Source organism: Desulfurivibrio alkaliphilus AHT 2, assembly GCF_000092205.1.
GTDB classification, from domain to species: Bacteria; Desulfobacterota; Desulfobulbia; order Desulfobulbales; family Desulfurivibrionaceae; genus Desulfurivibrio; species Desulfurivibrio alkaliphilus.
The window spans coordinates 2347033-2370808 of the sequence record NC_014216.1; the positions used below are offsets into that span (position 1 = coordinate 2347033).

The 23776-nt window shown below is 58.1% G+C and carries 26 protein-coding genes, 1 tRNA gene and 1 pseudogene; 19 read left to right on the forward strand and 9 right to left on the reverse strand.

From position 1 onward, the window contains the following. Positions 1–81 precede the first annotated feature (81 nt). From DAAHT2_RS10280 to DAAHT2_RS14680, 5 genes are all read left to right on the forward strand, one after another. Positions 82–570: a hypothetical protein gene (locus DAAHT2_RS10280; RefSeq protein WP_013164220.1), complete on the forward strand. Its 489-nt coding sequence runs from the start codon at positions 82–84 to the stop codon at positions 568–570. Positions 571–641: 71 nt separating this feature from the next. Continuing rightward, positions 642–3854: a type I restriction endonuclease subunit R gene (locus tag DAAHT2_RS10285; RefSeq protein ID WP_013164221.1), complete on the forward strand. Its 3213-nt coding sequence runs from the start codon at positions 642–644 to the stop codon at positions 3852–3854. Next, on the forward strand, positions 3844–4587 hold the full coding sequence (locus tag DAAHT2_RS10290; RefSeq protein ID WP_041718949.1) for a M48 family metallopeptidase: 744 nt from the start codon (positions 3844–3846) through the stop codon (positions 4585–4587). Before DAAHT2_RS10285 ends, DAAHT2_RS10290 begins: the two co-directional genes overlap by 11 nt. A gap of 11 nt (positions 4588–4598) precedes the next feature. After that, positions 4599–6071: a papain-like cysteine protease family protein gene (locus DAAHT2_RS10300; protein ID WP_013164223.1), complete on the forward strand. Its 1473-nt coding sequence runs from the start codon at positions 4599–4601 to the stop codon at positions 6069–6071. A 25-nt stretch (positions 6072–6096) separates the two neighbouring features. Next, positions 6097–6246: a hypothetical protein gene (locus DAAHT2_RS14680; protein WP_157861465.1), complete on the forward strand. Its 150-nt coding sequence runs from the start codon at positions 6097–6099 to the stop codon at positions 6244–6246. A 200-nt stretch (positions 6247–6446) separates the two neighbouring features. Here the strand turns inward: DAAHT2_RS14680 and DAAHT2_RS10305 are convergent. Next, a pseudogene (locus DAAHT2_RS10305) lies at positions 6447–6620 on the reverse strand (acylphosphatase); the annotation flags it as partial. A 192-nt stretch (positions 6621–6812) separates the two neighbouring features. Between DAAHT2_RS10305 and DAAHT2_RS10310 the strand changes: the two are divergent. Continuing rightward, positions 6813–8531: an IS1634 family transposase gene (locus tag DAAHT2_RS10310; RefSeq protein WP_013164225.1), complete on the forward strand. Its 1719-nt coding sequence runs from the start codon at positions 6813–6815 to the stop codon at positions 8529–8531. 27 nt (positions 8532–8558) lie between these two features. Here DAAHT2_RS10310 and DAAHT2_RS14395 read toward each other — a convergent pair whose 3' ends face one another. The 6 genes from DAAHT2_RS14395 to DAAHT2_RS10330 form a co-directional block, all read right to left on the reverse strand. Then, on the reverse strand, positions 8559–8687 hold the full coding sequence (locus DAAHT2_RS14395) for an acylphosphatase (protein ID WP_083774415.1): 129 nt from the start codon (positions 8685–8687) through the stop codon (positions 8559–8561). Between the two features lie 58 nt (positions 8688–8745). Further along, the gene (locus DAAHT2_RS13980) at positions 8746–9309 is read right to left on the reverse strand and encodes a P-loop nucleotide/nucleoside kinase family protein (protein WP_157861466.1); all 564 of its coding nucleotides are present in this window, start codon (positions 9307–9309) and stop codon (positions 8746–8748) included. Further along, positions 9296–10336, reverse strand: a complete 1041-nt coding sequence (locus DAAHT2_RS10315; protein WP_049824400.1) for a hypothetical protein — start codon at positions 10334–10336, stop codon at positions 9296–9298. The genes DAAHT2_RS13980 and DAAHT2_RS10315 overlap by 14 nt, the downstream gene beginning before the upstream one ends. 427 nt (positions 10337–10763) lie before the next feature. Further along, the gene (aspS, locus tag DAAHT2_RS10320) at positions 10764–12545 is read right to left on the reverse strand and encodes an aspartate--tRNA ligase (protein ID WP_013164226.1); all 1782 of its coding nucleotides are present in this window, start codon (positions 12543–12545) and stop codon (positions 10764–10766) included. 118 nt (positions 12546–12663) lie between these two features. Then, positions 12664–13929 carry a histidine--tRNA ligase gene (gene hisS, locus DAAHT2_RS10325; RefSeq protein ID WP_013164227.1) on the reverse strand — a complete coding sequence of 422 codons (1266 nt, stop codon included), beginning with the start codon at positions 13927–13929 and terminating at the stop codon, positions 12664–12666. A gap of 210 nt (positions 13930–14139) precedes the next feature. Then, on the reverse strand, positions 14140–14598 hold the full coding sequence (locus tag DAAHT2_RS10330) for a CoA-binding protein (protein WP_157861467.1): 459 nt from the start codon (positions 14596–14598) through the stop codon (positions 14140–14142). A 168-nt stretch (positions 14599–14766) separates the two neighbouring features. Here DAAHT2_RS10330 and DAAHT2_RS10335 point away from each other — a divergent pair, with 168 nt between their 5' ends. Both DAAHT2_RS10335 and DAAHT2_RS10340 read left to right on the forward strand, forming a co-directional pair. Further along, the gene (locus DAAHT2_RS10335) at positions 14767–14961 is read left to right on the forward strand and encodes a CooT family nickel-binding protein (RefSeq protein ID WP_013164229.1); all 195 of its coding nucleotides are present in this window, start codon (positions 14767–14769) and stop codon (positions 14959–14961) included. A gap of 13 nt (positions 14962–14974) precedes the next feature. Continuing rightward, the gene (locus DAAHT2_RS10340) at positions 14975–15226 is read left to right on the forward strand and encodes a DUF8180 domain-containing protein (protein WP_013164230.1); all 252 of its coding nucleotides are present in this window, start codon (positions 14975–14977) and stop codon (positions 15224–15226) included. 128 nt (positions 15227–15354) lie between these two features. On the opposite strand, the gene DAAHT2_RS10345 is transcribed toward DAAHT2_RS10340, so the two are convergent. Both DAAHT2_RS10345 and DAAHT2_RS10350 read right to left on the reverse strand, forming a co-directional pair. Continuing rightward, entirely contained in the window at positions 15355–15855 is a 501-nt protein-coding gene (locus tag DAAHT2_RS10345; RefSeq protein WP_013164231.1) for a hypothetical protein, read from the reverse strand. Positions 15856–15908: 53 nt separating this feature from the next. Continuing rightward, positions 15909–16535 carry an HAD family hydrolase gene (locus DAAHT2_RS10350; protein WP_013164232.1) on the reverse strand — a complete coding sequence of 209 codons (627 nt, stop codon included), beginning with the start codon at positions 16533–16535 and terminating at the stop codon, positions 15909–15911. A gap of 131 nt (positions 16536–16666) precedes the next feature. Here DAAHT2_RS10350 and nadB point away from each other — a divergent pair, with 131 nt between their 5' ends. The 11 genes from nadB (at position 16667) to DAAHT2_RS10405 (ending at position 23772) form a co-directional block, all read left to right on the forward strand. Then, positions 16667–18310 carry an L-aspartate oxidase gene (nadB, locus tag DAAHT2_RS10355; protein WP_013164233.1) on the forward strand — a complete coding sequence of 548 codons (1644 nt, stop codon included), beginning with the start codon at positions 16667–16669 and terminating at the stop codon, positions 18308–18310. 182 nt (positions 18311–18492) lie between these two features. Continuing rightward, positions 18493–18813 (forward strand): TusE/DsrC/DsvC family sulfur relay protein, encoded by a 321-nt coding sequence (locus DAAHT2_RS10360; RefSeq protein WP_013164234.1) that lies wholly within the window; start codon positions 18493–18495, stop codon positions 18811–18813. Positions 18814–19005: 192 nt separating this feature from the next. After that, positions 19006–19082, forward strand: a tRNA-Met gene (locus DAAHT2_RS10365). A gap of 164 nt (positions 19083–19246) precedes the next feature. Next, a complete protein-coding gene (locus tag DAAHT2_RS10370) occupies positions 19247–20509 on the forward strand; it encodes a tyrosine-type recombinase/integrase (protein WP_013164235.1) in 1263 nt (420 codons plus the stop codon). Positions 20510–20938: 429 nt separating this feature from the next. After that, a complete protein-coding gene (locus tag DAAHT2_RS10375; protein WP_013164236.1) occupies positions 20939–21127 on the forward strand; it encodes a type II toxin-antitoxin system HicB family antitoxin in 189 nt (62 codons plus the stop codon). After that, positions 21124–21306 carry a type II toxin-antitoxin system HicA family toxin gene (locus DAAHT2_RS10380; RefSeq protein WP_013164237.1) on the forward strand — a complete coding sequence of 61 codons (183 nt, stop codon included), beginning with the start codon at positions 21124–21126 and terminating at the stop codon, positions 21304–21306. The genes DAAHT2_RS10375 and DAAHT2_RS10380 overlap by 4 nt, the downstream gene beginning before the upstream one ends. Positions 21307–21410: 104 nt before the next feature. Continuing rightward, positions 21411–22073, forward strand: coding sequence for a hypothetical protein (locus tag DAAHT2_RS10385; protein WP_013164238.1), 663 nt, complete (start codon positions 21411–21413; stop codon positions 22071–22073). Positions 22074–22204: 131 nt separating this feature from the next. Next, positions 22205–22483, forward strand: coding sequence for a helix-turn-helix transcriptional regulator (locus DAAHT2_RS15350; RefSeq protein ID WP_013164239.1), 279 nt, complete (start codon positions 22205–22207; stop codon positions 22481–22483). After that, positions 22480–22821 carry a hypothetical protein gene (locus DAAHT2_RS10395; RefSeq protein ID WP_013164240.1) on the forward strand — a complete coding sequence of 114 codons (342 nt, stop codon included), beginning with the start codon at positions 22480–22482 and terminating at the stop codon, positions 22819–22821. The genes DAAHT2_RS15350 and DAAHT2_RS10395 overlap by 4 nt, the downstream gene beginning before the upstream one ends. Positions 22822–23129: 308 nt before the next feature. Continuing rightward, positions 23130–23468, forward strand: coding sequence for a hypothetical protein (locus tag DAAHT2_RS14685; protein WP_013164241.1), 339 nt, complete (start codon positions 23130–23132; stop codon positions 23466–23468). Between the two features lie 31 nt (positions 23469–23499). Continuing rightward, positions 23500–23772: a hypothetical protein gene (locus DAAHT2_RS10405; RefSeq protein ID WP_013164242.1), complete on the forward strand. Its 273-nt coding sequence runs from the start codon at positions 23500–23502 to the stop codon at positions 23770–23772. The last annotated feature ends 4 nt before the right edge of the window (positions 23773–23776 follow it).

Below are 23776 nucleotides of genomic sequence, written 5' to 3' on the forward strand. Positions count from 1 at the left end.
ACGGAGCGCGGGTGGCTAAGTAGTCGAGATGACCACCGAAATTATGCTTTTATCTGGGCACGATCTGATCACCAAAACGTCATGGACAGGGTGGTCGATAGCATTTATACCCACGAGCTGGATCGTTACACTTCTCTGGATCCTTTCCTCAATAAGTTTCTCCAGATCAAGGGGCTCAACGGAGAAGAGCTTCGTGAATTGCAGGAGAAACAGGATGCTTACCTTCTGCGCCTTGTCGAAAAACGGGGTTGCGATGAAAGTTTTATGGAATGGCTTTTCAAGGTTGTCGCGCAGTTTTCTATTGAAAGAAAGCACAGATTTGTCGCGCAGTTTGTCAGGCGCAATAAAAAGTTAGAGGCGTTTAAGCGCCTTTCTCTAGAGCCTCGCGAGAGGAGCTCTTCCGGAAGTTGGGTGCCTGTCCTGCAGGAGCGGGTGGAATATTGGGAGTCAATGCTACCTATCGTGAACACTGTGGAGCTTCTTGGGCATAAACAGTATATCGAGCGTCGCATACAGGCTCTACGCTCTGCAATCGAGCAGGAAAAGAAGAACGATTTTATAGGTGATTGAGTGGGAAAATCTGGTCCTGCAACAACAAGCGGCGCCATTGAACTCATAGGGAGTTTCGGAGAACTGTGATTATGAACACTGTCGGTCAGATCGAGAAAAAGACCCAGGAGCGGGTAAAGGCGCTGTTTCGCCAACGGCTGGGCTACGATTATCTCGGCAACTGGATCGACCGCGACAATCGCAACATCGAAACCGAGTACCTCACCGCCTGGCTGCGGCGGCAGGGGGGCGACGACACCCTGATCAATCGTGCCCTGCACGAACTCAACAAGACCGCCGGCGACACCAGCAAAAGCCTCTACGACCGTAACCGGGCGGTTTACGAACTGCTGCGCTACGGGATCAAGGTCCAGCCCGGAGCCGGCGAAAACCGGAAGACAATCTGGCTGATCGACTGGAAAAATCCGGATAACAATCATTTTGCCATTGCCGAGGAGGTGACGGTACGGGGGGCGGAGCTGGCCAATGCCGCCAAGGCCAGCAACAAACGGCCTGATCTTGTTCTGTACGTCAATGGCATCGCCCTCGGGGTGCTGGAACTCAAGCGTTCCACCGTTTCCGTGGCCGAAGGGATTCGCCAGAACCTGGACAATCAGAAAAAGGAGTTCATCCGGCCCTTCTTTACCACCATGCAATGGCTGATGGCCGGCAACGACAGCGAGGGTCTGCGCTATGGCGCCATCGAAACCCCGGAGAAATATTATCTCCGCTGGGTGGAAGAAAATGGCCCCCATGCCGGAGAAGAGAACCTGCTCGACCGGCATCTCCTGCAGCTCTGCGAGAAGCGGCGGTTTCTGGAACTGATTCACGACTTCGTAGTGTATGACGCCGGGATCAAGAAACTGGCCCGCCCCAACCAGTACTTCGGGGTCAAGACGGCCCAGGCCTTTATTGGCCGCCGGGAAGGGGGGATCATCTGGCACACCCAGGGCAGCGGCAAGTCGCTGACCATGGTCTGGCTGGCCAAGTGGATCCGGGAGAACCGGCCGGAGGCAAGGGTGCTGATCATCACCGACCGCACCGAACTGGACGAGCAGATTGAAAAGGTCTTCAAGGGGGTCAGCGAAGAGATCTGCCGGAGCAAAAGCGGAGCCGATCTGATTACCCAGCTCAACAGCAGCGAACAATCACTGCTTTGTTCACTGGTCCACAAGTTCGGTGGCAAGGGCAACGGCGGTCGGGAGGAGAGCGAAGGCGCCAAGGATTTCATCGCGGCTATTCGGCAACTGCCGCCGGGGTTTCAGGCCAAGGGTGACCTCCATGTCTTTGTGGATGAGTGCCATCGCACCCAGTCGGGTGAACTGCACCAGGCGATGAAGGCGCTGCTGCCCAACGCCCTCTTCGTCGGTTTCACCGGTACCCCGCTGCTCAAGGCGGACAAGGCCAAAAGCATCGAGGTCTTTGGCCCTTACATCCATACCTACAAGTTTGACCAGGCGGTACGCGAGGGAGTGGTGCTGGATCTGCGCTACGAAGCCCGGGACATCGACCAGAAGCTGACCAACAAGGCCAGGATCGACCAGTGGTTCGAGGCCAAGACCCAGGGGTTGAACGACCTGGCCAAGGCCCAGCTCAAGCAGAAATGGGGCACCATGCAGCGGGTGCTCTCCAGCCGGGACCGACTGGAGAAGATCGTGGCCGACATCCTGCTCGACATGAACACCAAGCCCCGCCTGCTGGACGGCCACGGTAACGCCCTGCTGGTGGCCGGCAGCATTTATGAGGCGTGCAAATTCTACGCGCTGTTTGCCAACAGCGAACTGAAAGGCAAATGCGCCATCATCACCAGTTACGCGCCGGCGCTGGCCGACACCAAGGGCGAAAGCACCGGCGATGGCGACACCGACAACCTCCTGAAGTATGGGATCTATGCCCAGATGCTGGCCGACTGGTTTAATGAACCGGCGGAGCGGGCCGTCAACAAGGTGGAGCTGTTCGAGCAGCAGGTGAAGAAGAAGTTTGTTGAAGAGCCGGGGCAGATGAAGCTGCTGATCGTGGTGGACAAGCTGCTGACCGGCTTTGATGCGCCATCGGCCACCTACCTCTATATCGACAAGCAGATGCGGGACCATGGCCTGTTCCAGGCGATCTGCCGGGTGAACCGGCTTGATGGCGAGAGCAAGGATTACGGTTACATTATCGACTACAAGGATTTGTTCAAGAGCCTGGAGGGGGCGGTTCAGGACTACACCGGCGGTGCCTTTGACGGCTACGACCGGGAAGACGTGGCCGGCCTGCTGGAAAATCGGCTGGAGAAGGCCCGGCAGGATCTGGAGAACGCCCGGGAAGCGGTCAAAGCTCTGTGCGAGCCGGTGGCGGCCCCGCAGCAGGAGCTGGATTATTTCCATTTTTTCTGTGCCCGGGATTCCGGCAACGCCGGGCAGTTGAAGGAAAACGAGCCCAAACGGTTGAAGCTTTACAAGTTTTCCGCCGCCCTGGTGCGGACCTATGCCAACCTGGCCAACGAACTGGCAGAGGCCGGGTACCAACCCCAGGAGATTGCCAAGATCAAAGCCGAAGTTGACCACTACAGCAAGGTCAGCGACGCGGTGAGGCGCAACAGCGGCGATTACATCGACCTCAAGGCCTATGAGCCGGCGATGCGCTACCTGATAGATACCTATATTCGGGCCGAGGAGAGCGAGAAAATTTCCGCCTTCGACGACCTGAGTCTGATCCAGTTGATCGTCGAGCGGGGGCCGGAGGCGGTGGAGGCCCTGCCCAAGGGGATCAGGAAGAGCGAGGAGGCAGTGGCCGAGACCATCGAGAACAACGTCCGCAAGTTGATTATCAACGAGTCGCCGGTGGACCCGGCTTACTACGAGAAAATGTCCAAGCTGTTGGATGCCCTGATCGAGCAGCGGCGCAAAGGGGTATTGAGTTACAAGAACTACCTGGAAAAGATTGCCCGACTTACTCGGGATGCCACCACGCCGGGGGGCGGTCCGGGGGGCTATCCGCCGGGGGTTAAGAGTGCTGCCCAGCGGGCGCTGTTCAACAACCTGAACGGGAACGAGGAACTGGCCCTGGCGGTGGACGCGGCGATTCTGGCCAGCCGCATGGATGGCTGGCGGGACAACGCGATGAAGACCAAGAAGGTGCGGCTGGCGATCCGCAAGGCTTTGCTGGCCGAGATTGATTTTGCGCCTCCTTCGACCGGCCAACCGGCAATCCCTGCCGGTGATAGCGGCCTGGAGGGCGGTTATGAAACCGGACGTACGACCGCCGAGGAGGCCAGGGTGGATGAGATTTTGGAACTGGCCAGGCACCAAGTTGAATACTGAAATCAAAAAAATAACGGTGGCCGGCTTCAGGGTCGAGGTGGTGCGCAAGGATATTAAAAACCTGCACCTGGGCGTCTATCCTCCCCATGGCCGGGTGCGGGTGGCGGCACCGCTGGTGGTGAGCGATGAGGCGGTGCGCCTGGCGGTGCTCGACAAGCTGGGTTGGATCAAGCAGCGCAAGGCCGAGTTCGAGAGGCAGCCGCGCCAGTCCAGGCGTGAGATGGTCAGTGGCGAGAGCCATTATTTCCTGGGCCGACGCTATCGGCTACGGGTCCACGAACGACCTGGGCCGGCCCGGGTGGCGGTGCGGGGGGTGGACAACCTGGAGCTGTTTGTCCGCCCCGGCCTGAGCAGTGAGCAGCGGGAAGAGATTCTACACCGCTGGTATCGAGCGCAACTAAAGGAGTTGATTCCACCCTTGCTGGAGAAATGGCAGGACGCTCTGGGCGTGGAAGCGTCGGACTGGGGCATCAAAAAAATGAAAACCAAGTGGGGCAGTTGTACGGTGGCGGCCAGGCGAATCTGGTTCAACCTGGAGCTGGCCAGAAAACCGGTACAATGCTTGGAGTACATCATGGTCCACGAACTGCTCCATCTGCTGGAGCGCCACCACAATGAGCGCTTCAGTGAACTGATGAACCGCCACTTGCCCCTGTGGAAAAATTACCGGGCAATGTTGAACGGCTTACCATTGGGGCATGAGGAGTGGAAAGAGGAAACTGAGAACGCTTAGGAGCTACCGGTATGGCCGTATTTTTTGATAAAGAAAAGCATGTATTGATTCAGTTGGAAGGTGACGCAGACTGGGATGCTTTTTTCAATAATTGTGAGGGGTTCATAACCCACCGGGATGCTCAACTGATCAAAAATTACCTCGAAGGCGTGGCCAAAACGGTTGTTATTGAGAAGGGCTATGTGGATGCCGATTACCGGGATACCTATTTTAATTTTTTCTCTCGAAAGTTTGCCCAATATCCGAGCAAGACCATCAGGGCAAATTTTTTCACTGCCAAAATCTCACCCCGAATGCTGTTCAAGCTTGACAGGTACCAAGAGGACTACATCGGGTTCATCGTTCTCAAACCCAACCGCGTTTTAAGCATCGGCCGCACCATCCTTGACCCTGAAAAATTGCCGTTTGTGCAAGGCCATATCTGCACCGCCCAGTACCCTGTCCATATTCTAGGCGCAGAATTGGCCGCAAAGGGCTTCCCCTACATGAGCCAGGACAGTGATGTGACTATCTGTGCTCACGCCGCATGCTGGATGATCTTCCGCTACTTCAGCCAGCGCTACAACCGCTATGCGGAAAAATGGCCTTTTGAGGTTTCACAGCTTACCAGGGATGTCTCAACGGGTCGGCTGGTGCCGTCTAAGGGCCTGACCGCCTTTCAGGTAACCGAGATGTTTAGCAATTTTGGCTTTTCACCTGAGATTTATAGCCGTAATTTTCACAAAAAAATGTTCGACCAACTCCTCTATATGTATGTCGAGTCCGGGCTGCCGGTGGTGGCGGCCATGCATGGCCGGCAGCATGCCATAACCATTATCGGTCATCGGTCGGATTACACGCTGCCTGTGCCGAAAACCCCGGCATCCAGTGATATCTATCTTGTCGGGCTTATTGCCAATGATGACAATCATCTTCCCTATCATGCAATCAGGAAGAGTGACCCCAAGCCAGACGACGGTTACTGGTCAAAGATAAAAGCAAGTGAAATTGATACCTTTATCGTACCCCTCTATGAAAAAATCCATCTTTCTGCCGAGCATATTATTGAATTATCGAGGCATATTTTGAGCCATGAGGTCTTCGGGCTCAATGCCTGCTCAAAGCTGCTGAGCCCTGATGAAATTATCACGCGGACCTTCCTGACATCCTCAAAGTCGTTTAAGCGAATGAGAAGAGGGGATGCGGTGCCATTCGGCATCTCGGATGTGTATTGTGAAATGGCTATGCCTAAATTTGTCTGGGTCTGTGAAATATCTACCCCTGAACTATTCAAAAAAGGTGAAATTGCCGGGGAAATTCTGTTTGACGCCACTGCGAACTGGCTCGACAGAATGGCATTTCTGGCCATCCATTATCCTGATTTTTTCCTCCTCAACGACCGGGATTTCTTGACTGACGACCCCAAAAGGTTTACGATCGGGAATCTTGACACGGACAATATTATTCCATACCGTTGTTATGTGAATAATCTCAACAAGGTCTGATATGCGCTCATTAAAGAGAGTAAGGATGCAAAAAGCAAAGGGCGTACTTTCCTCAAAAGAGGAGGTGCGGAAGGCTCGCGCTTCCTTGGAAAAGAAGACTGAGCAGGCATTTGCCGATTTTGCAAAGTCAAAGCAAAAAGCTATTGAGGTGGCTCACCTCAAGTATCTTGATTGACCCCTCACCACTTTTGATAACCTGATCTTGACCCTGTCCACCGCCGTTTGAAGGCCGCCGACAATTATTGCGGCGGTTCGCCTTTGGGCCAGTCAAGCCGCCGGAAAATTTTCCATCTCGCCCTCAATCGTTACGAAACACCCCATTTTTTATCACGGATGATGACAAAAATGAGGATTCACTCCTGAGCCTGTGGTCAATCAGGCATAGCGGATGGTGAAATCGGGGAGACCCTCCGGCTCTTGCCACTGGATGGCGATATCATCCACCCGGGAGGCCGGGGGGCCCTGCCGGAGCCGGGCAATGGCCTGCTCGACGTCTCCCCGGGGGCCTTCCAGCACCGCCTCCACCCGGCCGTCGGGCAGGTTGCGGGTCCAGCCTTTGACAGGAGTTTAACCGCAGCAGGTCGTTCACAACATCATAACAACGTAAAATCAGCACATTACCGACCGTAAATCCGTAAGACCCCTCAAGCTTAACCCCCGAAAACACTTTTTCTTTTTGTTTTTGCAAAAATAATTCATTTTTTACTTGACAGCGTGAGCCCCTACTTAATAAGCTGGGGCATGGCACACATACACAAAAAAATCAAAAAAGGCAGACCCTACTATTACCTGCGGGAGACCGCCCGGGTTGATGGCAAACCCAAGGTGGTCAACCAGGTCTATCTCGGCAGCCCCGAGCGGTTGCTGGAGCTGGCCAAGGGTGCTGGTAGCCGGGAGGTCGAGCGGATCCAGGTGCAGGAGTTCGGCTCGCTGTGGCTGGCCGAGCTGCTGGACCGGGAGGTCAACATCGCCGGCCTGGTCGATTCGGTGCTGTCGCCGGCGGAAAGAAAGGGCTCGCCTTCGGTGGGGGATTATTTCTTCTATGCCATCGCCAATCGGATGGTGGCCCCCAAGTCCAAACGGGCCTTGGCGGAGTGGTATCGCACCACCGCCATCCAGCAGATCCGGCCGGTGGCCCTTGATGCCTTGAGCTCCCAGGCCTACTGGAAGCAGTGGGAGAAGATGGACAGTGCCAAGCTGGCGGCGGTGGCCGATCTCTTTTTCCGTAAGCTGGCGGAATTGGAGCCATCATCGGCGGATGCGGTGATGTTCGATACCACCAACTATTACACCTTCATGGCCGGCAACACCTCTTCGGAACTGGCCCAACGAGGTCGAAACAAGGAGGGGCGTCACTGGCTGCGGCAGGTCGGGGTGGCTTTGCTGGTGGCCAGGGACAACCGGTTGCCGCTATTTTACCGGGAGTATGAAGGCAACCGGCACGATTCCAAGGTGTTCCTCAAGCTGGCCCAGGAACTGTTCGAAGTTGCCGGCCGGGGCGACCAAGGCACCATGACTATTGTTTTCGACAAGGGGATCAACGCCGAGGAGAATATCGCCGCCATCGACGCCAATGACCGGCTCCATTTCGTCACCAGCTATTCACCCCATTACGCCGAAGAGCTGATCCATGTGGATCGCAAGCATTTCCAGGTAGTCGATACCGCCAAGAACCGGCAGCTCAAGGCCAAAGGCCGCGATGACGACCTGTTGCTGGCCTGGCGTACCAGCCGAGAGTTGTGGGGCAGAGAGCGCAGTGTGGTGGTCACCTATAATCCCCGCACCGCCACCAAGCAGCGTTACGCCTTCGAGCAGAAAATGCTGCGTTTGGAGGAAGAGGTGCACCTGATGCGCCACAAGGTCAACGGCCAGGCAGCCCAGTGGCGTAACCCCGCGACAGTGCAGGAGCGTTATCTCAACCTCTGCCGGGAACTGCACCTGCCGGATGATCTATACCGAGTGGAGCTGTTTCGAGACGGCAAGCGCTTACAGATGAACTGTCGCAAAAACCACTATCGGATCGGCCGCCACATCGACTACTTCGGCAAGAACATCCTGGTGACCGATCATCCTGACTGGAACACCGACGAGATCGTCCAGGCCGGCCTGGACCGCTACGTGGTGGAGCAGAGCTTCCGCCAGAGCAAGGATCATGAAATGGTGGCCATGCTGCCCCTGCGCCACTGGACCGACGGCAAGATCAGGTGCCATATCTTCACCTGCGTAGTTGCCCTGGCCTATCTGCGTCTGCTGGAAATTCGCCTGGCCCGTAACGGGCTCAGGATCTCCGCCGCCGAGGCCATGGAGCGCCTGCGCACCCTGCATTCCTGCCTGCTCTGGCCCACCGGTGCACGAAAGGCCCAACGACGCCTGGAGGAACCCAACGAAAAACAGGCGGCAATTCTTCGGGCTTTGGGCTATAAAGTTGTGAATGGGGTCTTACAGCCTGAGCAGGAATAGCTTTTTGAATATGCGTTATTTTGTCGCTTAATACTGGGCTGAGTGGTTAAACTCCTGTTTGAGGCCGAACTTGTGTGCCGTTTCTTCGGTGAAGGCGCGGTAAAAGACACCCTGCACCCGGCCGGAGACCAATAAATGGGCACTGGCTGCATTCATGCTGATCCTCCTTTTGAGACAACATCATTCTGCTGCTTGCTTATTTCTTGCCTTGCTTTCACGGTAACCGCTGCTGCAACTCCGCCAGTAATTCCGGCGGGGGCCGGTCGGTGTCGATGGTGGTCAGGCGGGAGGGGGGCAGTTCGGTGGGGGGCTGGTATTTCTCCCGCTGGCGCAGGTAGATCTCCCAGCGCCCGTCGGAAACCGCTGCCGGGTCTTGGGCCCGCTGGGCCAAGCGCTGTTGCTTGACCTGGTCGGAGCAGCGGCAGAGGATGAAGTGCCAGCCCACCCCCAAGGCCTCGGCCCGTTCCACCACCCGCCGGCGCTGGTCCCGGTGGTGATAGGAAGCGTCCAGAACCACGCTCCGGCCCCGGCGCAGCTCCTGCTCGGCCAGGCGAAGCAGTTCATCGTAGGTGCGGCGGCTGAATTCCGGGGTGTAAATACCCCGCCCTTCCTCTTCCCGGCGTTTGGCGCCGGCCGGCAAACCGGCCAGCTCCTTGCGCACCACATCGGAATTGTAACAGGCCAGGCCCCGGCTGTCGGCCCAGGCCCGGGCCAGGGTGCTCTTGCCGGTGGCAATCAGGCCAAAAAAAACATACAAAACCGGTTCAGCAGAGTTCATCGGCATAGCATTGGGCCAGGGCGAAATAGCGGGCGGCCTGTTGTTGGGCCTGTTGGCGAGTGGTGTCGTCCACTTCCGGTTCGGCGGCAGTGAAGAGGTTGATCTTGCCCCGCACGTAAGCCCGGTAGCAGCAGTAAAAGGGGAGCATGGTCAGCACCTCCGGGTCATTGGCCAGGTGGGCGTAATACTCCACGAAATGGCGGGAAAGTTCGCCGAGATCGCGGAAATCCAGGTCCATGGCCAGAAAGGCGATATCCTCGGCCACGTCGGCGCAACGGAAACGGCGGTTGAATTCAATACAGTCGAAGATATGGACCTGGTCACCGGCAAAGCAGATATTGGCGGCGTGGAGGTCGCCATGTCCCTCGCGGACCCGGCCTGCTTCCTGGCGGGCGGCAAACAGCTCGGGGCGATCGAGAAAGGCCAGAGAGCCCTCCCGGATGCGCGCGAAGCGCTCTCGGCTTAAGGCCGGGGTGCCGACAAAGTCGACGGTCTGCTGAAAGTTTTCCTCGACGTTGAACCGTACCGCCGCAACCCCGCCCAGTTCCCGCACCTCCGGTGAATCGTCGGCCCGGCGGTAAAAGGGGACCAGCTTATGGACAATCAAGTGCAGGTGCTCGGGCGTCAGTTCGCCCCGGTCGATAATCCGGGGCATCATGCCCTCCTGGGGCAGGCGCGCCATTTTTACCAGGTACTCCACCGGCTCACCCGGCCCATCCTCCGACCCCTCCAAGGCCAGGCCGCCGGCGGCAGCCCGGTTGAGGCTGACCACCGCCAGGTAAATCTCCGGGCACAAACGGCGGTTAAGGCGCAACTCCTCGGCACAGTAATAGCGCCGCCGGTCCAGCTCGGTAAAATCGAGAAAGCCGAAATCCACCGGTTTTTTCATCTTGTAGACAAAATCTCCGGCCAGCAGCACATAGGAGATATGGGTCTGCACCAGCTCAACTTCGGCCACCGGATGGGGATAAACTGCGGGGTCCAACAGAAACCGCACCTCGGCCGGCAGCTCCCCGGCATTTGTCATAACCATAACCTCCAGCGTCACGTGGCAAAATCAGGCGATTAAGACCTGACCAGAGCTTATCACAGTCAAAGGAAGACAAACAAGAGCGGCACAACCAAAACGTCAAAGTCATTGGTTGTGGCACCGGGGTGGGGGCCGCGAAACCCGGTAGCGACTCATTCTCGGCCGACATCCTGTCGGCCTCCGAGGCGCCCGCCGCCTCCTGCGCGTCCATGCGCCCGGCGGCGGGCGAACCCGTCGCTACCGGGTTTCGCAGCCCCCGTCCAGTTCCCAGGCGACTTTAACGTTGCCCTGAACCCAAAAAACACACCACGGCAACGCCAAGTAAACGCGCAGCAGTGCCGCAGGTTGCGGCAAGCGGACCGGCGCCGCGTACATCAGTACGCAAGCCGGGCCGATCGCCGCAAGATGCGGTTCTGCGGCGCGTTTACTGCCAGTCGGGTTTCAGACTCAGCTCCGTCAACTGCCGCCGGGCCACCGGGGCCGGGGCGTTGGTCAGCGGGCAGGTGGCCTTCTGGGTTTTGGGGAAGGCGATCACGTCGCGGATGCTGTCGCGGCCGGCGATGATCATCATCAGCCGGTCCAGGCCGAAGGCCAGCCCACCGTGGGGCGGGGCGCCCAGTTCCAAGGCGCGGACCAGGAAGTCGAACTTGTCGTTGATTTCCTCCTGGCTGATCCCCAAGGCGGCGAAGACCCGCTCCTGCATCTCTTTGTGGTGAATACGAATGGAACCGCCGCCGATCTCGGTGCCGTTGAGCACCAAGTCGTAGGCCCGGCTGCGCACCTTGCCCGGCTCGCTGTCCAGCAGCGCCAGGTCTTCTTCGCGGGGGGCGGTGAAGGGGTGGTGCACGGCCACGTGCCGCTTGGCCTCGTGGTCGTACTCCAGCAGGGGAAAATCGGTGACCCAGACAAAGGAAAAGTCCTCTTTGCTGACCAGCTCAAGCCGCCGGGCCAGCTCCAGGCGCAACTCCGCCAGGGCGCCGTGGACGATGGCCGGCTGGTCGGCGACGAAGAAGAGCAGGTCATCCTTTTCGGCCTGCATGGTGTCCATCATCGCCTGCCGTTCCTCCTCGGTGAAGAACTTGGCGATGGGCGACTGCCACTCACCGCCCTCCTTGATCTTGACCCAGGCCAGCCCCTTGGCCCCGAACTGGCCGGCATAGGCGGTGAGGTCATCGAGGTCCTTGCGGGAAAAGTCGGCACAGCCCTTGGCGTTGATGCTCTTGATCATGCCGCCCTTGTCGGCGATCTCGCGGAACACTTTCAGGCCGCAGTTTTTCACCACCTCGGTCAACTCCACCAGTTCCAGGCCAAAGCGGGTGTCGGGCCGGTCGGTGCCGAAGCGGGCCATGGCCTCGGCGTAGGTCATGCGGGGGAAGGGGGGGGCCAGCTCGCGGCCCAGGGTGGCGGCAAAGAGGGCCTTCATCATCCCCTCAGCCACCGCCATCACCTCTTCTTCCCCGACAAAGGAAAGCTCCATATCCACCTGGGTGAACTCCGGCTGGCGGTCGGCCCGCAGATCCTCGTCGCGAAAGCAGCGGACGATCTGGTAATAACGCTCCATGCCCGCCACCATCAGCAACTGCTTGAAAAGCTGCGGCGATTGGGGCAGGGCGAAAAAACGGCCCGGGTTGACCCGGCTGGGCACCAGGTAGTCGCGGGCGCCCTCCGGGGTGGAGCGGGTCAGCACCGGGGTTTCGATCTCCAGGAAATCCTCGCCGTTGAGGTACTGGCGGATGGCCTGGCAGGCCTGGTGGCGCAACAGCAGATTGTGGGCCATGGCCGGCCGGCGCAGATCCAGGTAGCGGTACTGCAGGCGCAGGTTATCGGAAATTTCAATTTCCTCGTCCAGAGGGAAGGGCGGGGTCTGGCTCTGGTTGAGGATCTTCAACTCGGAGACCATCACCTCGATCTCGCCGGTCTTGAGCTTGGGGTTTGCCATGCCCTCGGGCCGGGCCCGGACCGTGCCCTTCACCGCCAGCACCCACTCGCTGCGCAGGGCATGGGCCTTGGCATGGACCTCCGGGTTGGTCTCCGGGTTGAAGACCACCTGGGTGATCCCCCGGCGGTCCCGCAGGTCGATAAAGATCACCCCGCCGTGGTCCCGGCGCCGCAGCACCCAGCCCATCAGGGTTACTTCCCGGCCGATATGCTCGGCGTTCAAAATATTGCAGTGATGGCTGCGCCGCAGGTTGCCCATGGCTTCCATGGTTGGTGCTCCTTTGTTGAATAAATCCGGGTACATTAAACGGCCGCTACTGGTTGGCCACTCAGTTCTTACTGTTGCTCGAAATTTCCTTAAAACCGTGCTGCCGCTTACCTACTTACTAAATGTCGCTTCCGGCCTTGACGGAGGCGGCCAGCAGCCCGGCCAGCCGGTCGTCCAGGTTGAGCTGGTGCTCTTCCTTGCTGTTCAGGTCGCGCAGCACCGCCTGCCCGGCGTTGAGTTCATCCTCGCCGATGATCAGCACCTGGCGGGCATTCAGCCGGTCAGCCTGCTTCATCTGGCTTTTCAGGCCGCGACCCTGGATATCCATCTGGGCGCTCAAGCCCGCCTGCCGGCACTGCTGGAGCAGGGTAAAGCCATAGGCGGCGGCGGGCTCGCCCAGGCAGGCCAGAAAAAGATCGGGGCCATCAGCGGCGGTAGCGGCCTGTTCCTGCAGCAACAACACCAACCGTTCCATGCCCGTTGCAAAACCGATGCCGGGCAGGTCCGGCCCACCCAACTGCTTGATCAGGCCATCGTAACGGCCGCCGGCTCCCACCGCGCTCTGGGCGCCCAGGGCGTCGGTGAGCAACTCGAAGGTGGTGCGGGTATAGTAATCCAGCCCCCGCACCATGAAAGGGTTCATGGTATAGGGGATCTGCAGGGCGTCAAGATCACGGCGTACCTGGGCCAGGTGTTCCTCGCAGGGGGTACAGAGGGAGTCCAAAATGGCCGGAGCGTCGGCATTGAGCCGCCGACAGTTGGCGCTTTTACAATCCAGCACCCGCAGGGGGTTGCTTTCCACCCGGCGCCGGCAGTCATCGCACAACTGCTCTTGGTGCCCGCGCAGAAATTCCACCAGCCGGGTGCGATAAGCCGGCCGACAGGCTGGGCAGCCCAGCGAGTTGAGCTGCAACTCGGCCTGCAGTTGCAGTTCAACCAGAAGCTGGTGGGCCATGGCGACCACCTCGGCGTCCAGCCGCGGGTGGTCGGTCCCCAGGGCCTCGACACTCAACTGGTGAAACTGCCGCAGGCGCCCTTTCTGGGGTCGTTCGTGGCGAAACATGGGGCCCACGGTGAAGAGCCGGTTGATGGGCCGGCGCAAGTGCAAGGAGTGCTCGATAAAGGCCCGTAACACCGGGGCCGTGCCCTCGGGCCGCATGGTGATCGATTCCCCGTTGCGGTCGGTGAAGGTGTACATCTCCTTTTCCACGATATCGGTGGCCTCGCCGATGGAACGGGCAAACAGCCCGGTCTTTTCCAGGATCGGCACCTTGATTTCGTCGAAACCGTAGCGGCGAAAAACCTCCCGGGCCGTACGCTCAACCCGCTGCCACAGCACTGCCTCATCGGGCAGAATATCTTTGAAGCCTTTCAGGGCCTGCATAAATACCGTCTACCTGTCGTCCATATGAGTAATCAACTTTCCCATCGCGCTGAGCACGAAAAACACGGACTAGTAGCGCACCCCAAGCAAAATGTCAAGAAATGTCGCCACGGCTCAACATAAGTCATTGCGTAACTGATCACGGGATACCCCCTGCGCGACGATCTTCCAAGGAGTAAGCGGTCACGGGGTGCCCCGTGATCGCTTACGTCATTGCTTGTTGCACCGGGTTGGGGGCCACAGTTGCTGGTGGATGGTCTTGAGGCACTGGTCCATGATGACTTCCAGACCGGCGGCCTCGGCCTCTCCGGCCGCCTCCGGGTTAACCACCCCTTCCTGCATCCAGATGCCACCAGCGCCAATGGCGATGGCCTCCCGCACGATCGGCCCGACCAACTCGGCGCGGCGGAAAATATTCACCAGATCAATGCCAACCCCCAGCTCATTGACCGCCGTGGTCAGATCGGGGAAGCAGGGCAGGCCCAAAATCTGGTCCTGGCCGGGATTGATCGGTATCACCACAAAACCCCGGGCCACCAGATAGCGGGCCACTTGGTTGCTGGGACGCGCCTCTTTGGGCGACAGCCCGACCACTGCGATATGGTTGGCGGCGGCCAGCATCCGGCGGGCCTTGGTTAAATCACACCAGGGTTGAGATATTTTTTGCATATTTTTGTCACCATTTCATGCCGGTAGCGGTTGCGTTCGGGCACGCTTTTTTGTATTGCTTATAATTGTCAGCTTCACGGTGCTCGCCTTGAACGGCCTGTTGCCAAGCGGCCTTTCAAGACCGGCGATGGCTCCTTTATAACGGACAATCACAGGAAACCACGATTCATGTGCCAGATAAGCGTAGTCTACCAACAACAGGACAAGGAAGAACTGATCGCGGAAAACGTCTCCCTGCTGGAGGTGGAAAACAACGGGGTCAAAATCAGCACCCTGTTTGAGGAACCCAAGCTAATCGAGGGAGCGGCCGTCAGCCGCATCGATTTCCTGGCCGGCAAGGTCATTCTAACCAACAAACTTTAAGGGACCGGTTAACATGACGGAAAAGCAGACAGAGGAAAAACTACGGGTTCTTTTGCCCCACTGGATCGAACACAACCAGGGGCATGCCACCGAGTTCCGCCGGTGGAGCGCCACCGCCCGCACCGAAAACCTTAACGAGGTGGCCAAGCTCATCGACCGGGCCGCCGACCTCATGGAAGACGCAGACCGGTTGCTGGGAGAGGCCCTGATCAAGGCCGGGGGGCCGACCCACCGGGGTCACCACCACCACCACCACCAGGACTGAAGCCGTAACCGATCACAGGGCACCGTGATCGGTTACCTGAAGCCGGCCCCGTGGGCGGGCAGGGCGCCAAACCGGCTACCCCAGGCAGGTAGCCGGCGGTTACCGTGCCGCCGCAACGCAAAGGCTGCTCAGGATTCGAAGCGGCGCAACGAGCTGATCAACTGCCGTTGCCGGTCAACCCGCAATTCGCCGCGCACCGGCAACAGGTAATACTCGTCGGGGCATCGCCTGATCTCGCGCCCCAACGGCTCGGAGATCCAATGTGAATCCTCCACCAGGTTGAAAAAAGCGCTGTCGATGCCAAAAAAGCCGTCGAGCAGGTGGGTGGCGGTATGGGCCAGTTTGCTCTGATAGCCCTGCGGCAGCTCTACCAGGTCGTCAATGGAGCGGATGCCGGCCTTTTTCATCTCCTCGATAATGTCCTGTAGAACCTGGCGGTTAAGGCTGATCGCCCGGTCGACAGCCGGCCAGAAAGCAGGATCGGAGGCGGCCAGCACCGACGACTCGGCCACCTCCACGATATCGTAACGAACCAGTTGAGTGCGGGCAAAAAAGCGGCGCACGGCCGCCTCCGCCCTGGAAGCGTCAGGGGCCAGCGCCAGCATCTGGTGATGATTTTCCAGTTTCATAACCCAGCCGTCAGTTTAAAGGTGCGGGCAAAAGCCCGGGCAGGGGTTCAGGTTTAACCGCCAAAAGGCGGCAGCTCCGTAATTTCCATAAAACTGGCAACGTGGTACTCGGCTTGCAAGTCGGGGTTTTTAAAGGCGATCAGCGGCACCCCGGCGGCGGCGGTGTGATCCCGATCCACCTGGGAGTCGCCGATGTAAATGGTGTGCGCCGGCCCCACCCCCAGGTTTGCCATGATCCGCTCCAGGGCCTCGGGGTGCGGCTTTGGGTTGGCCACATCGTGGGCCGTCACCACCTGGTCGAAATAAGAGGCCAGTTGAAACATTTCGAGCACAACGGGCATGGTGGTGGTACGATTGGTACTGATCGCGGTCTTGCGTTGCGGCCGCAGGTAATCCAAAAACCGGATCAGATCGGGTTCCATGTTCATGTAACGGAGAAACGGGGTATAGTCGAGCGTCCGATGGTAGCCTTCGGCGGCGGCCAGATCATCGGGGTAATGGCGAAAAATATAACGGACGGAGTCCTCCACCCGATGCATATGGACGTACTCCAGTTCCTCGTCGTCCATGGGCGGATGGCCGAAATGGGCCCGGATCTGGTTGTAATAAGCGCGGTTGGCCCCCCGGGAATCGAACATCACGCCATCGCAATCAAAAACCACCAGCCTGATTTCACTCATAAACATTATCCTGGTAAACTTAAAACCATCACGGCAATAGACCACATGGCAAAAGCACCGGCAGGGTGCGATGCTTTTGCTTACCGGTCTTTGCAACCTACCAGAAAGCTACCATAAAGGAAAGCAACGGCGTGGAAGAGCAAACGGATTTTCTGATCATCGGCAGCGGCATCTCCGGTCTTTCTTTTGCTTTAAAAGCCGCCCGGTTGGGCCGGGTCACCCTGGTAACCAAAAAAAAACGGCTGGACACCGCCACCAACCTGGCCCAGGGCGGTATCGCCGCGGTGCTCTCGCCGGAAGACTCTTTTGCCGCCCACATTGCTGACACCTTAACCGCCGGGGCAGGGCTTTGTCACCAGGAGGTGGTGGAGATGGTGGTGGAAACCGGCCCGACCCGGGTTCGCGAGCTGATGGCCATGGGGGTGGCCTTTCAACAGGGCAGCAAGCCCGGCGAAGAACTCGACCTGGGCCGGGAAGGGGGCCACTCCGCCCGGCGCATCGCCCACACCATGGACCGCACCGGCAGCAGCATTGAAGAGAGCTTGCTGCAACAGGCAGCGGCAGAACCCAACATTACCATCCTGGAAAACCACCTGGCGGTGGATTTACTGCTGGCCTCCAAGGCTGAAAACAAAGGGGTCAGCGGCTCCAAATCGGCCGCCGATCCTTCAGGAGCGCCTTTTTTCGACCGCTGCCTGGGCGCTTACGTCCTGAACCGGCAAAGCGGCAAGGTGGAAACCTGGCAGGCCCGGGTCACGGTGCTCTGCACCGGTGGCACCGGCAAGGTTTATCTCTACACCACCAACCCCGATATCGCCACCGGCGACGGCATTGCCATGGCTTACCGGGCCGGAGCCCGAGTGGCCAACCTGGAATTTGTCCAGTTTCATCCCACCTGCCTTTACCACCCCAGGGTCAAAAATTTCCTGATCTCCGAGGCGGTACGCGGCGAAGGGGGGCGGCTGGTGGACGGCCGGGGACGGCCATTCATGGGTAAATACGACCCGCGTGGCGATCTGGCCACCCGCGATGCGGTGGCCCGCGCCATCGACCTGGAAATGAAAACCAGCGGGGAAGATTGCGTCTTCCTGGATATCAGTCATCAACCGGCGGATTTTCTCAAAACCCGTTTCCCGACCATTTACCAGACCTGCCTTAACTTAGGCATCGACATCACCCGGGAGCCGATTCCGGTGGTCCCGGCGGCCCACTACATGTGCGGCGGGGTAATCACCGACCTGATGGGGCGCACCGACCTGGAAAATCTTTACGCGCTGGGCGAAACCGCCTGCACCGGCCTGCACGGCGCCAACCGGCTGGCCAGCAATTCCTTGCTGGAGGCGGTGGTTTTTGCCCACCAGGCAGCCCGGCAATGCCAGGCGGACTGGCCCCAACTGACCACCCAGACCTTCCCTGCCATCCGCCCCTGGCGAGCCGACCGGGCCAGGCCCATCGAAGAAGCGGTGCTGATCAGCCACAACTGGGATCAGATTCGGCGCTTGATGTGGAATTATGTCGGGATTGTCCGCAGTGAAAAAAGATTGCACCTGATCCGGGAACAACTGGGGCCGATTCTGGCCGAAGTGGAAAGCCACTACCAGGACTACCTGCTGACCCCGGACCTGGTGGAGCTTCGCAACATCGCCCTGGTAGCCCAGCTTATCGTCCGTTGCGCCATAAGCCGCAAAGAATCACGCGGCCTTCATTATATCAGCGACTACCCCCGGCCCGATGACCAACAGTGGAAAAAAGACACCATTATCGGCCGCAACTGACTCCGTCACGGCGCAAACCTGGCTGATTGCCCGAAAACACGAGGCTGCTGAAGGTTTACAAAAAAACCGGGGGCACGCTTGACAAAGGAAAAGGCATATAGTAAGAAACGTCATCCCTCAATAGCAGGCAAACGAGATGTTTTTGATAGTAGATTAAAATTTTTAAGCCAAGGAGGAAAACAATGGCCACAGTAGAGCATAAGGGAAAAACCTTCAACGTGGACGAGGACGGCTTCCTGACCAAAGGGATGGAAGAGTGGAGTGAGGAGTGGGTTGATTATGTGAAGAGCATCGAAGGCATCGAAGAGCTGACCGATGAGCACCGCAAGATCATCGACATCCTCCAGGACTACTTCAAGAAAAACGGCATCGCCCCGATGGTACGGATTCTTTCCAAGACCACCGGCTTCCCGCTGAAGCGGATCTACGAGCTGTTCCCCTCCGGACCTGGTAAAGGAGCCTGCAAGATGGCCGGCCTGCCCAAGCCCACCGGCTGTGTATAAGGTGACCGGCTGATCCGAGCATTTTTCGGATTTTGGAACATCAGGAAGAAGGAGTTTCTCCTTCTTCCTTTTTTTATGGCCCTTCCTCCCGGGCAGCAACAAACGGCGCCGCTTTTGCCCCGCCACGCCACAAATTGGTTGACAACGGCGGCAAAATTTACCATATAGAGGCGTCTTTTCCCCAATACATAAGGCGATGTAGCTCAGCTGGTTAGAGCATGCGGCTCATATCCGCAGTGTCCGGGGTTCAAGTCCCTGCATCGCCACCAGAAAATAATCCGGCAATGTCCGACAAGATACGAAAACCCGCTTCCAGCAAAGGAAAGCGGGTTTTTTGTTGTCCGAAGAGGTCCGAGAAAATCGTTGACAGCCGGGGCCACTTGGGGGCAACTTTGGGGGCAACTGTCAACATCAACCAAGGAGTTGCCCCCAAATGACTCTCACCGACGCGCAAGTACGTAATGTTAAGGCAGAAGACAAGACCCGCCGCCTGTTCGATGGCGGTGGTCTGTACCTGGAAGTTGCCCCCAGTGGGGGCAAGTGGTGGCGGTTCAAGTATCGCTTTCCCGGCCAGGGCAAGATCCAGGAGAAAAGATTATCCCTGGGCACCTACCCGGGGGTGGGGCTGAAAGAGGCCAGGGCGAAGCGCGACGAGATGCGCCGGCAGATCGCCCAAGGGATAGACCCGGCCAACCTGCGCCGATCCACCAGGGGCAGCGGTGCATTGGCCGGCAGCTTCGAGGCAGTGGCCAGGCTTTGGCACCGGAACAACTCCACCGATTGGGCACCTTCGCACAGCACCAGGTTAATCCGCCGCTTGGAGGCACACGTCTTCCCCTACCTGGGCAACAGACCCGTTGGCGACATCACCGCCCCGGATTTGATGAACGTGCTCGAGCGCATCAAGAACAGCGGCCACACCGAAACCGCCAGACGAATACAGACCATTTGCGGCCAGGTGTTCCGTTATGCCGTGCAAAAGGGGTTTGCCGAGTACGACCCATCATCAGCTCTGAAGGGTTGCCTGGGCAAGACCACGGCCAAAAACATGGCGACGATCACCGAGCCGGCGGAGGTTGGCCGACTGCTACAGGCCATAGACGAATATCCCGGCACCCAGGTGGTCCGCTGCGCCTTGCAGTTGGCGCCGCTGTTTTTTGTACGCTCCGGCGAGCTGCGCAACGCCAGGTGGGATGAATTCGACCTGGTGAACCGGGAGTGGAAAATTCCGGTGGAGCGCATGAAGATGCGCCAGGATGAAAAACGAGCCCGCCAGGGCCAGGTAGGGCATATCGTGCCCCTGGCCACCCAGGCGGTAAAAATCCTGGAAGAAGAGCTTCGCCCGCTCACCGGTCGTTGCGCCCTGGTCTTTCCAGGGCTGCGCAGCCGTGACCGGGCCATAAGCGACGCCACGCTGACCAACGCGCTACGGCGCATGGGTTACACCGGCGACGAAATGACCATTCATGGACTTCGCCACATGGCCAGCACCCTGTTGCACGGCCTGGGCTTTCAATCACTGGTCATCGAACGGCAACTGGCCCACAAAGACCGAAACCGAATCCGTGGGGTCTATAACCAGGCCGATTACCTGGAAGAGCGCCGGCGGATGATGCAGAGCTGGGCTGATTACCTGGGCCAGCTCAAAGCCGGTAAGGCGGAAAAGGTGGTGCCGATAAACAGGTTGGCAGGGTGAGAAAAGACAAAGATGCAGAAAATATAAGAAGGGGCAAACCTATCAAACTATAATATTATATATTATATATAATATAGATAATACAATAATATAACCTTCATCTATTTTTCCGTTTTTTCTTCCTGGCGCCTTTCCCCGCTGCTGCCTGTTTTCGACCGATTTTCATTTTTTGTTTTTTGCATCTTAACCAAAAATAGCGGGTACGGCGGGTACAGTGGGTACAGGCCGCAAAATCAACAAGTTATTTGTCCCCGCCAATGGGTACACAATGGGTACAGTGGGTACACGCGATAAAACAACAAGTTAATATACACGCTGCCGCCGCAGCCACCGCCGCCATCACCGGCTCTTGACTTTGCGCCATGGCGCGGTACACTGAAACATCTCCTGCAAGAACCGGATTACACGTAACCAAGAGGAGTAAAGACCATGACAAAGCTGACGATGATCTACTGGCGCGGGGAACATTTCTGGTTGGGCAAGCTCCTGGAGTACCCCGAGATCATGACCCAGGGCGAAACCCTGGAAGATCTGGAAGAAAACCTGCGCGACGCTTACCGGATGATGGTCCTCGAGGATGTCCCCGAAGACCACCAGGTGAAAGAGCTTGCCGTGTGAAACGGACCGACCTGATCCGCCAACTGGAGCAAGCCGGCTGCCGTCTTCTGCGCCACGGCGGCCGGCACGATATTTACATCAACCCGGCCACCGGCCAGAAACAACCGGTGCCCCGGCACAAAGAGGTTGACGAGCACGTTGCCCGCCATATCCTCAAACACCTTGGCATAATGAAATAAATTTCAGCTTCGGACCGGCTAGGATGGCCCCCCGAAAAGCCGCTTCCCTGGCGGCCCGCCGGTCCGATATTTTTTCACAGGGGCAGCCCAAGGGAGGTTGCAAGATGTCTGATTTTCGGCGAATTAGCGAGGTAGCCAAATTCTTTGAGGCTGAAGAAGCCGCGGTACTGGAGTGGGGGGCGCAAGGTTTACTCAAAATTGCGACCAACATCGGCAAGGCCATGACTCCTCCTTCCTCAAAACATTCCCCCTGGGTAAATGTTTTACCCAGAGATCTACAATTACTGGCCCTGCATGGAGAAGCTCACGTCGAAGAATTTGCCAGTATCAGCAATCAGCAGCCCGTATTCCCTTATGAGGGAGAATTATATTGCGTCATCTCTTGGGTCCAGGCTCCGCCCCTCGGCGGAAAAGCAGGTCCCCAGTGGAAAAGAAAAAGCTTGCTGCTCAAACCGGCCGCTCTCTTGGTTTTTGAGGATGAGTTCAACCGGTTCCGGGCAGACTTCGGCCACCAGATCGCCACCACCTCCACCCAAAAACAACTCGACCCCAGATCAGAAAATAGCGATCTGCACATCATTGGCGCCCTGCTGGAAACAATTAAGGAGCTGGACAGAGAGCTACCAGACAACAAACGCCGATTTTGTAACGGAACAGAAACAGAAATCAGAAAATATATAGGCAAAAAATACCGAGGGTTTTATGGTTGCAGCCCTCGTACACTCGCCGACCGCTTCAAACTCGCAAAAGATTCGCTGGAAGAATAACCCCACCCCTGCATTGCAATAGTTCCCCACCGTTGCAATTGCAATGCAGGGGTTAAAAACATCTGTTTCCATGGGGCATACCCGTACGCGATCGACACAGTGTCGATCGCAAAACCACGAGGATGCACCTGATGGACCAAGCCACACACCTTACCCCCCGGCACACCACCCAGGCGGGCGTAAACAATCAGCCCCCCGCACCTCTCCAACTGGAGCGCGTCCGCGAAGTCTGTGCGCGCACAGGCATCCCACGGAGTTCGCTATACGATCTCCTGAAGAAGGGCGAGTTCCCCCAGCCCGTGAAACTCGGCACCGGCAAGAGATCGCAGACAGCGTTCGTTTCGCACGAAATCGACGCCTGGATTGAATCACGTATGGCCGCCCGCCAGGGCAAAGAGGTGGGGCAATGAAATCACGCCGCAAGCCCCGCCTGACCCTGGAGCAACATGATCTGGTGGCCCGCCACCTTCAAGAATACCGAGACGGACTCCTGGCGATTAGTAGGATCATCACCAGTGCTTACCCGGTTTCCCTGCCCTTTGTTGGTCGGGCAGGGAAGGCCGTCGCCGAATTGGACAAATTACGCGGCGACCTGGAAAGCGAAGCTATTCGGGACTTCCCCGAGGTCCAAACCCAACAGGGGAAAAAGGGCGTCTACTACCGCGCCGGCTGGGATCCCTCCATTACAACCGCCGACCTTGAGGCCCTGGCCGCAAAACTAGCTCGAACCCGTGTGGCTCCGCGATGATCGCTGCCACCCCAAAAAAAATCTTGACCCGGGCGCCCCGCTCGAGTTACGGTATTCACGTCTTTGCAATAGCACTGACCGGGATTGACAGCCCGACACCGAAGGCGGACAACCGCCACCTATGCAGCATCGGCGGTATTTTTATGTCTGCACAAACAAACATGGCTTGCCAGTATGGGCGGGCCGTGTGGGAGGCCTCGAGCCTGCTGGTTCCTTCGGTCCAGCCTGTCAACCCGCACGGTTCCGCCCATTTTTTGTGCCTTTTCGGCGTGGGCGGAAAAACACCCCACCACAAAAGGAGGCAAGTCATGAACACCACCACCCCGCGCCGCCCCCCTAACTTAAGGATTATTGAGGGCGGAGCACGCACATCGACCAACACCCCCGCAACACAAAACAGCCAGCCGCCAACCAACCTCCAAATCCTGAGAAGGATTATGGCCAACAGGTCGGACGCCGAAATCTCCAACCCCACCCGTGATGTTACCTGCCCCACGCTTGCCTTGATGGTTGCCTGGCTGGGCGAAGTTCGCCGCAGCAACGACACGGACGCCGTTGCTGCTTATGAGGTCTTGCGCAGGATTCCATCGTTCGATGAGTTTGTCCAAAAATACCTTACCGAAGCCAGGCCCTACTTTACGCGGTGACACCACCCTGAAACCAAAAGGATGGCAAAACATGAAATCCCAAGAAATTTTTCAGAAAACTTTTGGCACCCCCCGCGACCCGCGCAGCCCGGAATACCGTGCCGGTGTTCTGGCCGCCCTGCGATTTCGTTTTGGTGAGGCCACGACAATCGCCACCCCGCACCAAGCCGGCACCGCCCAGGCAGACGCATTCTTTGCCGGATTGGCCGAGGGGCACGCCTTGGCTCGAGCACACCACAAGACCATGTCCGCCAGCGCCAAAATCAAAACTGAAACCCTGGCCGCCAGTAACCAGCAGAGATAACCAC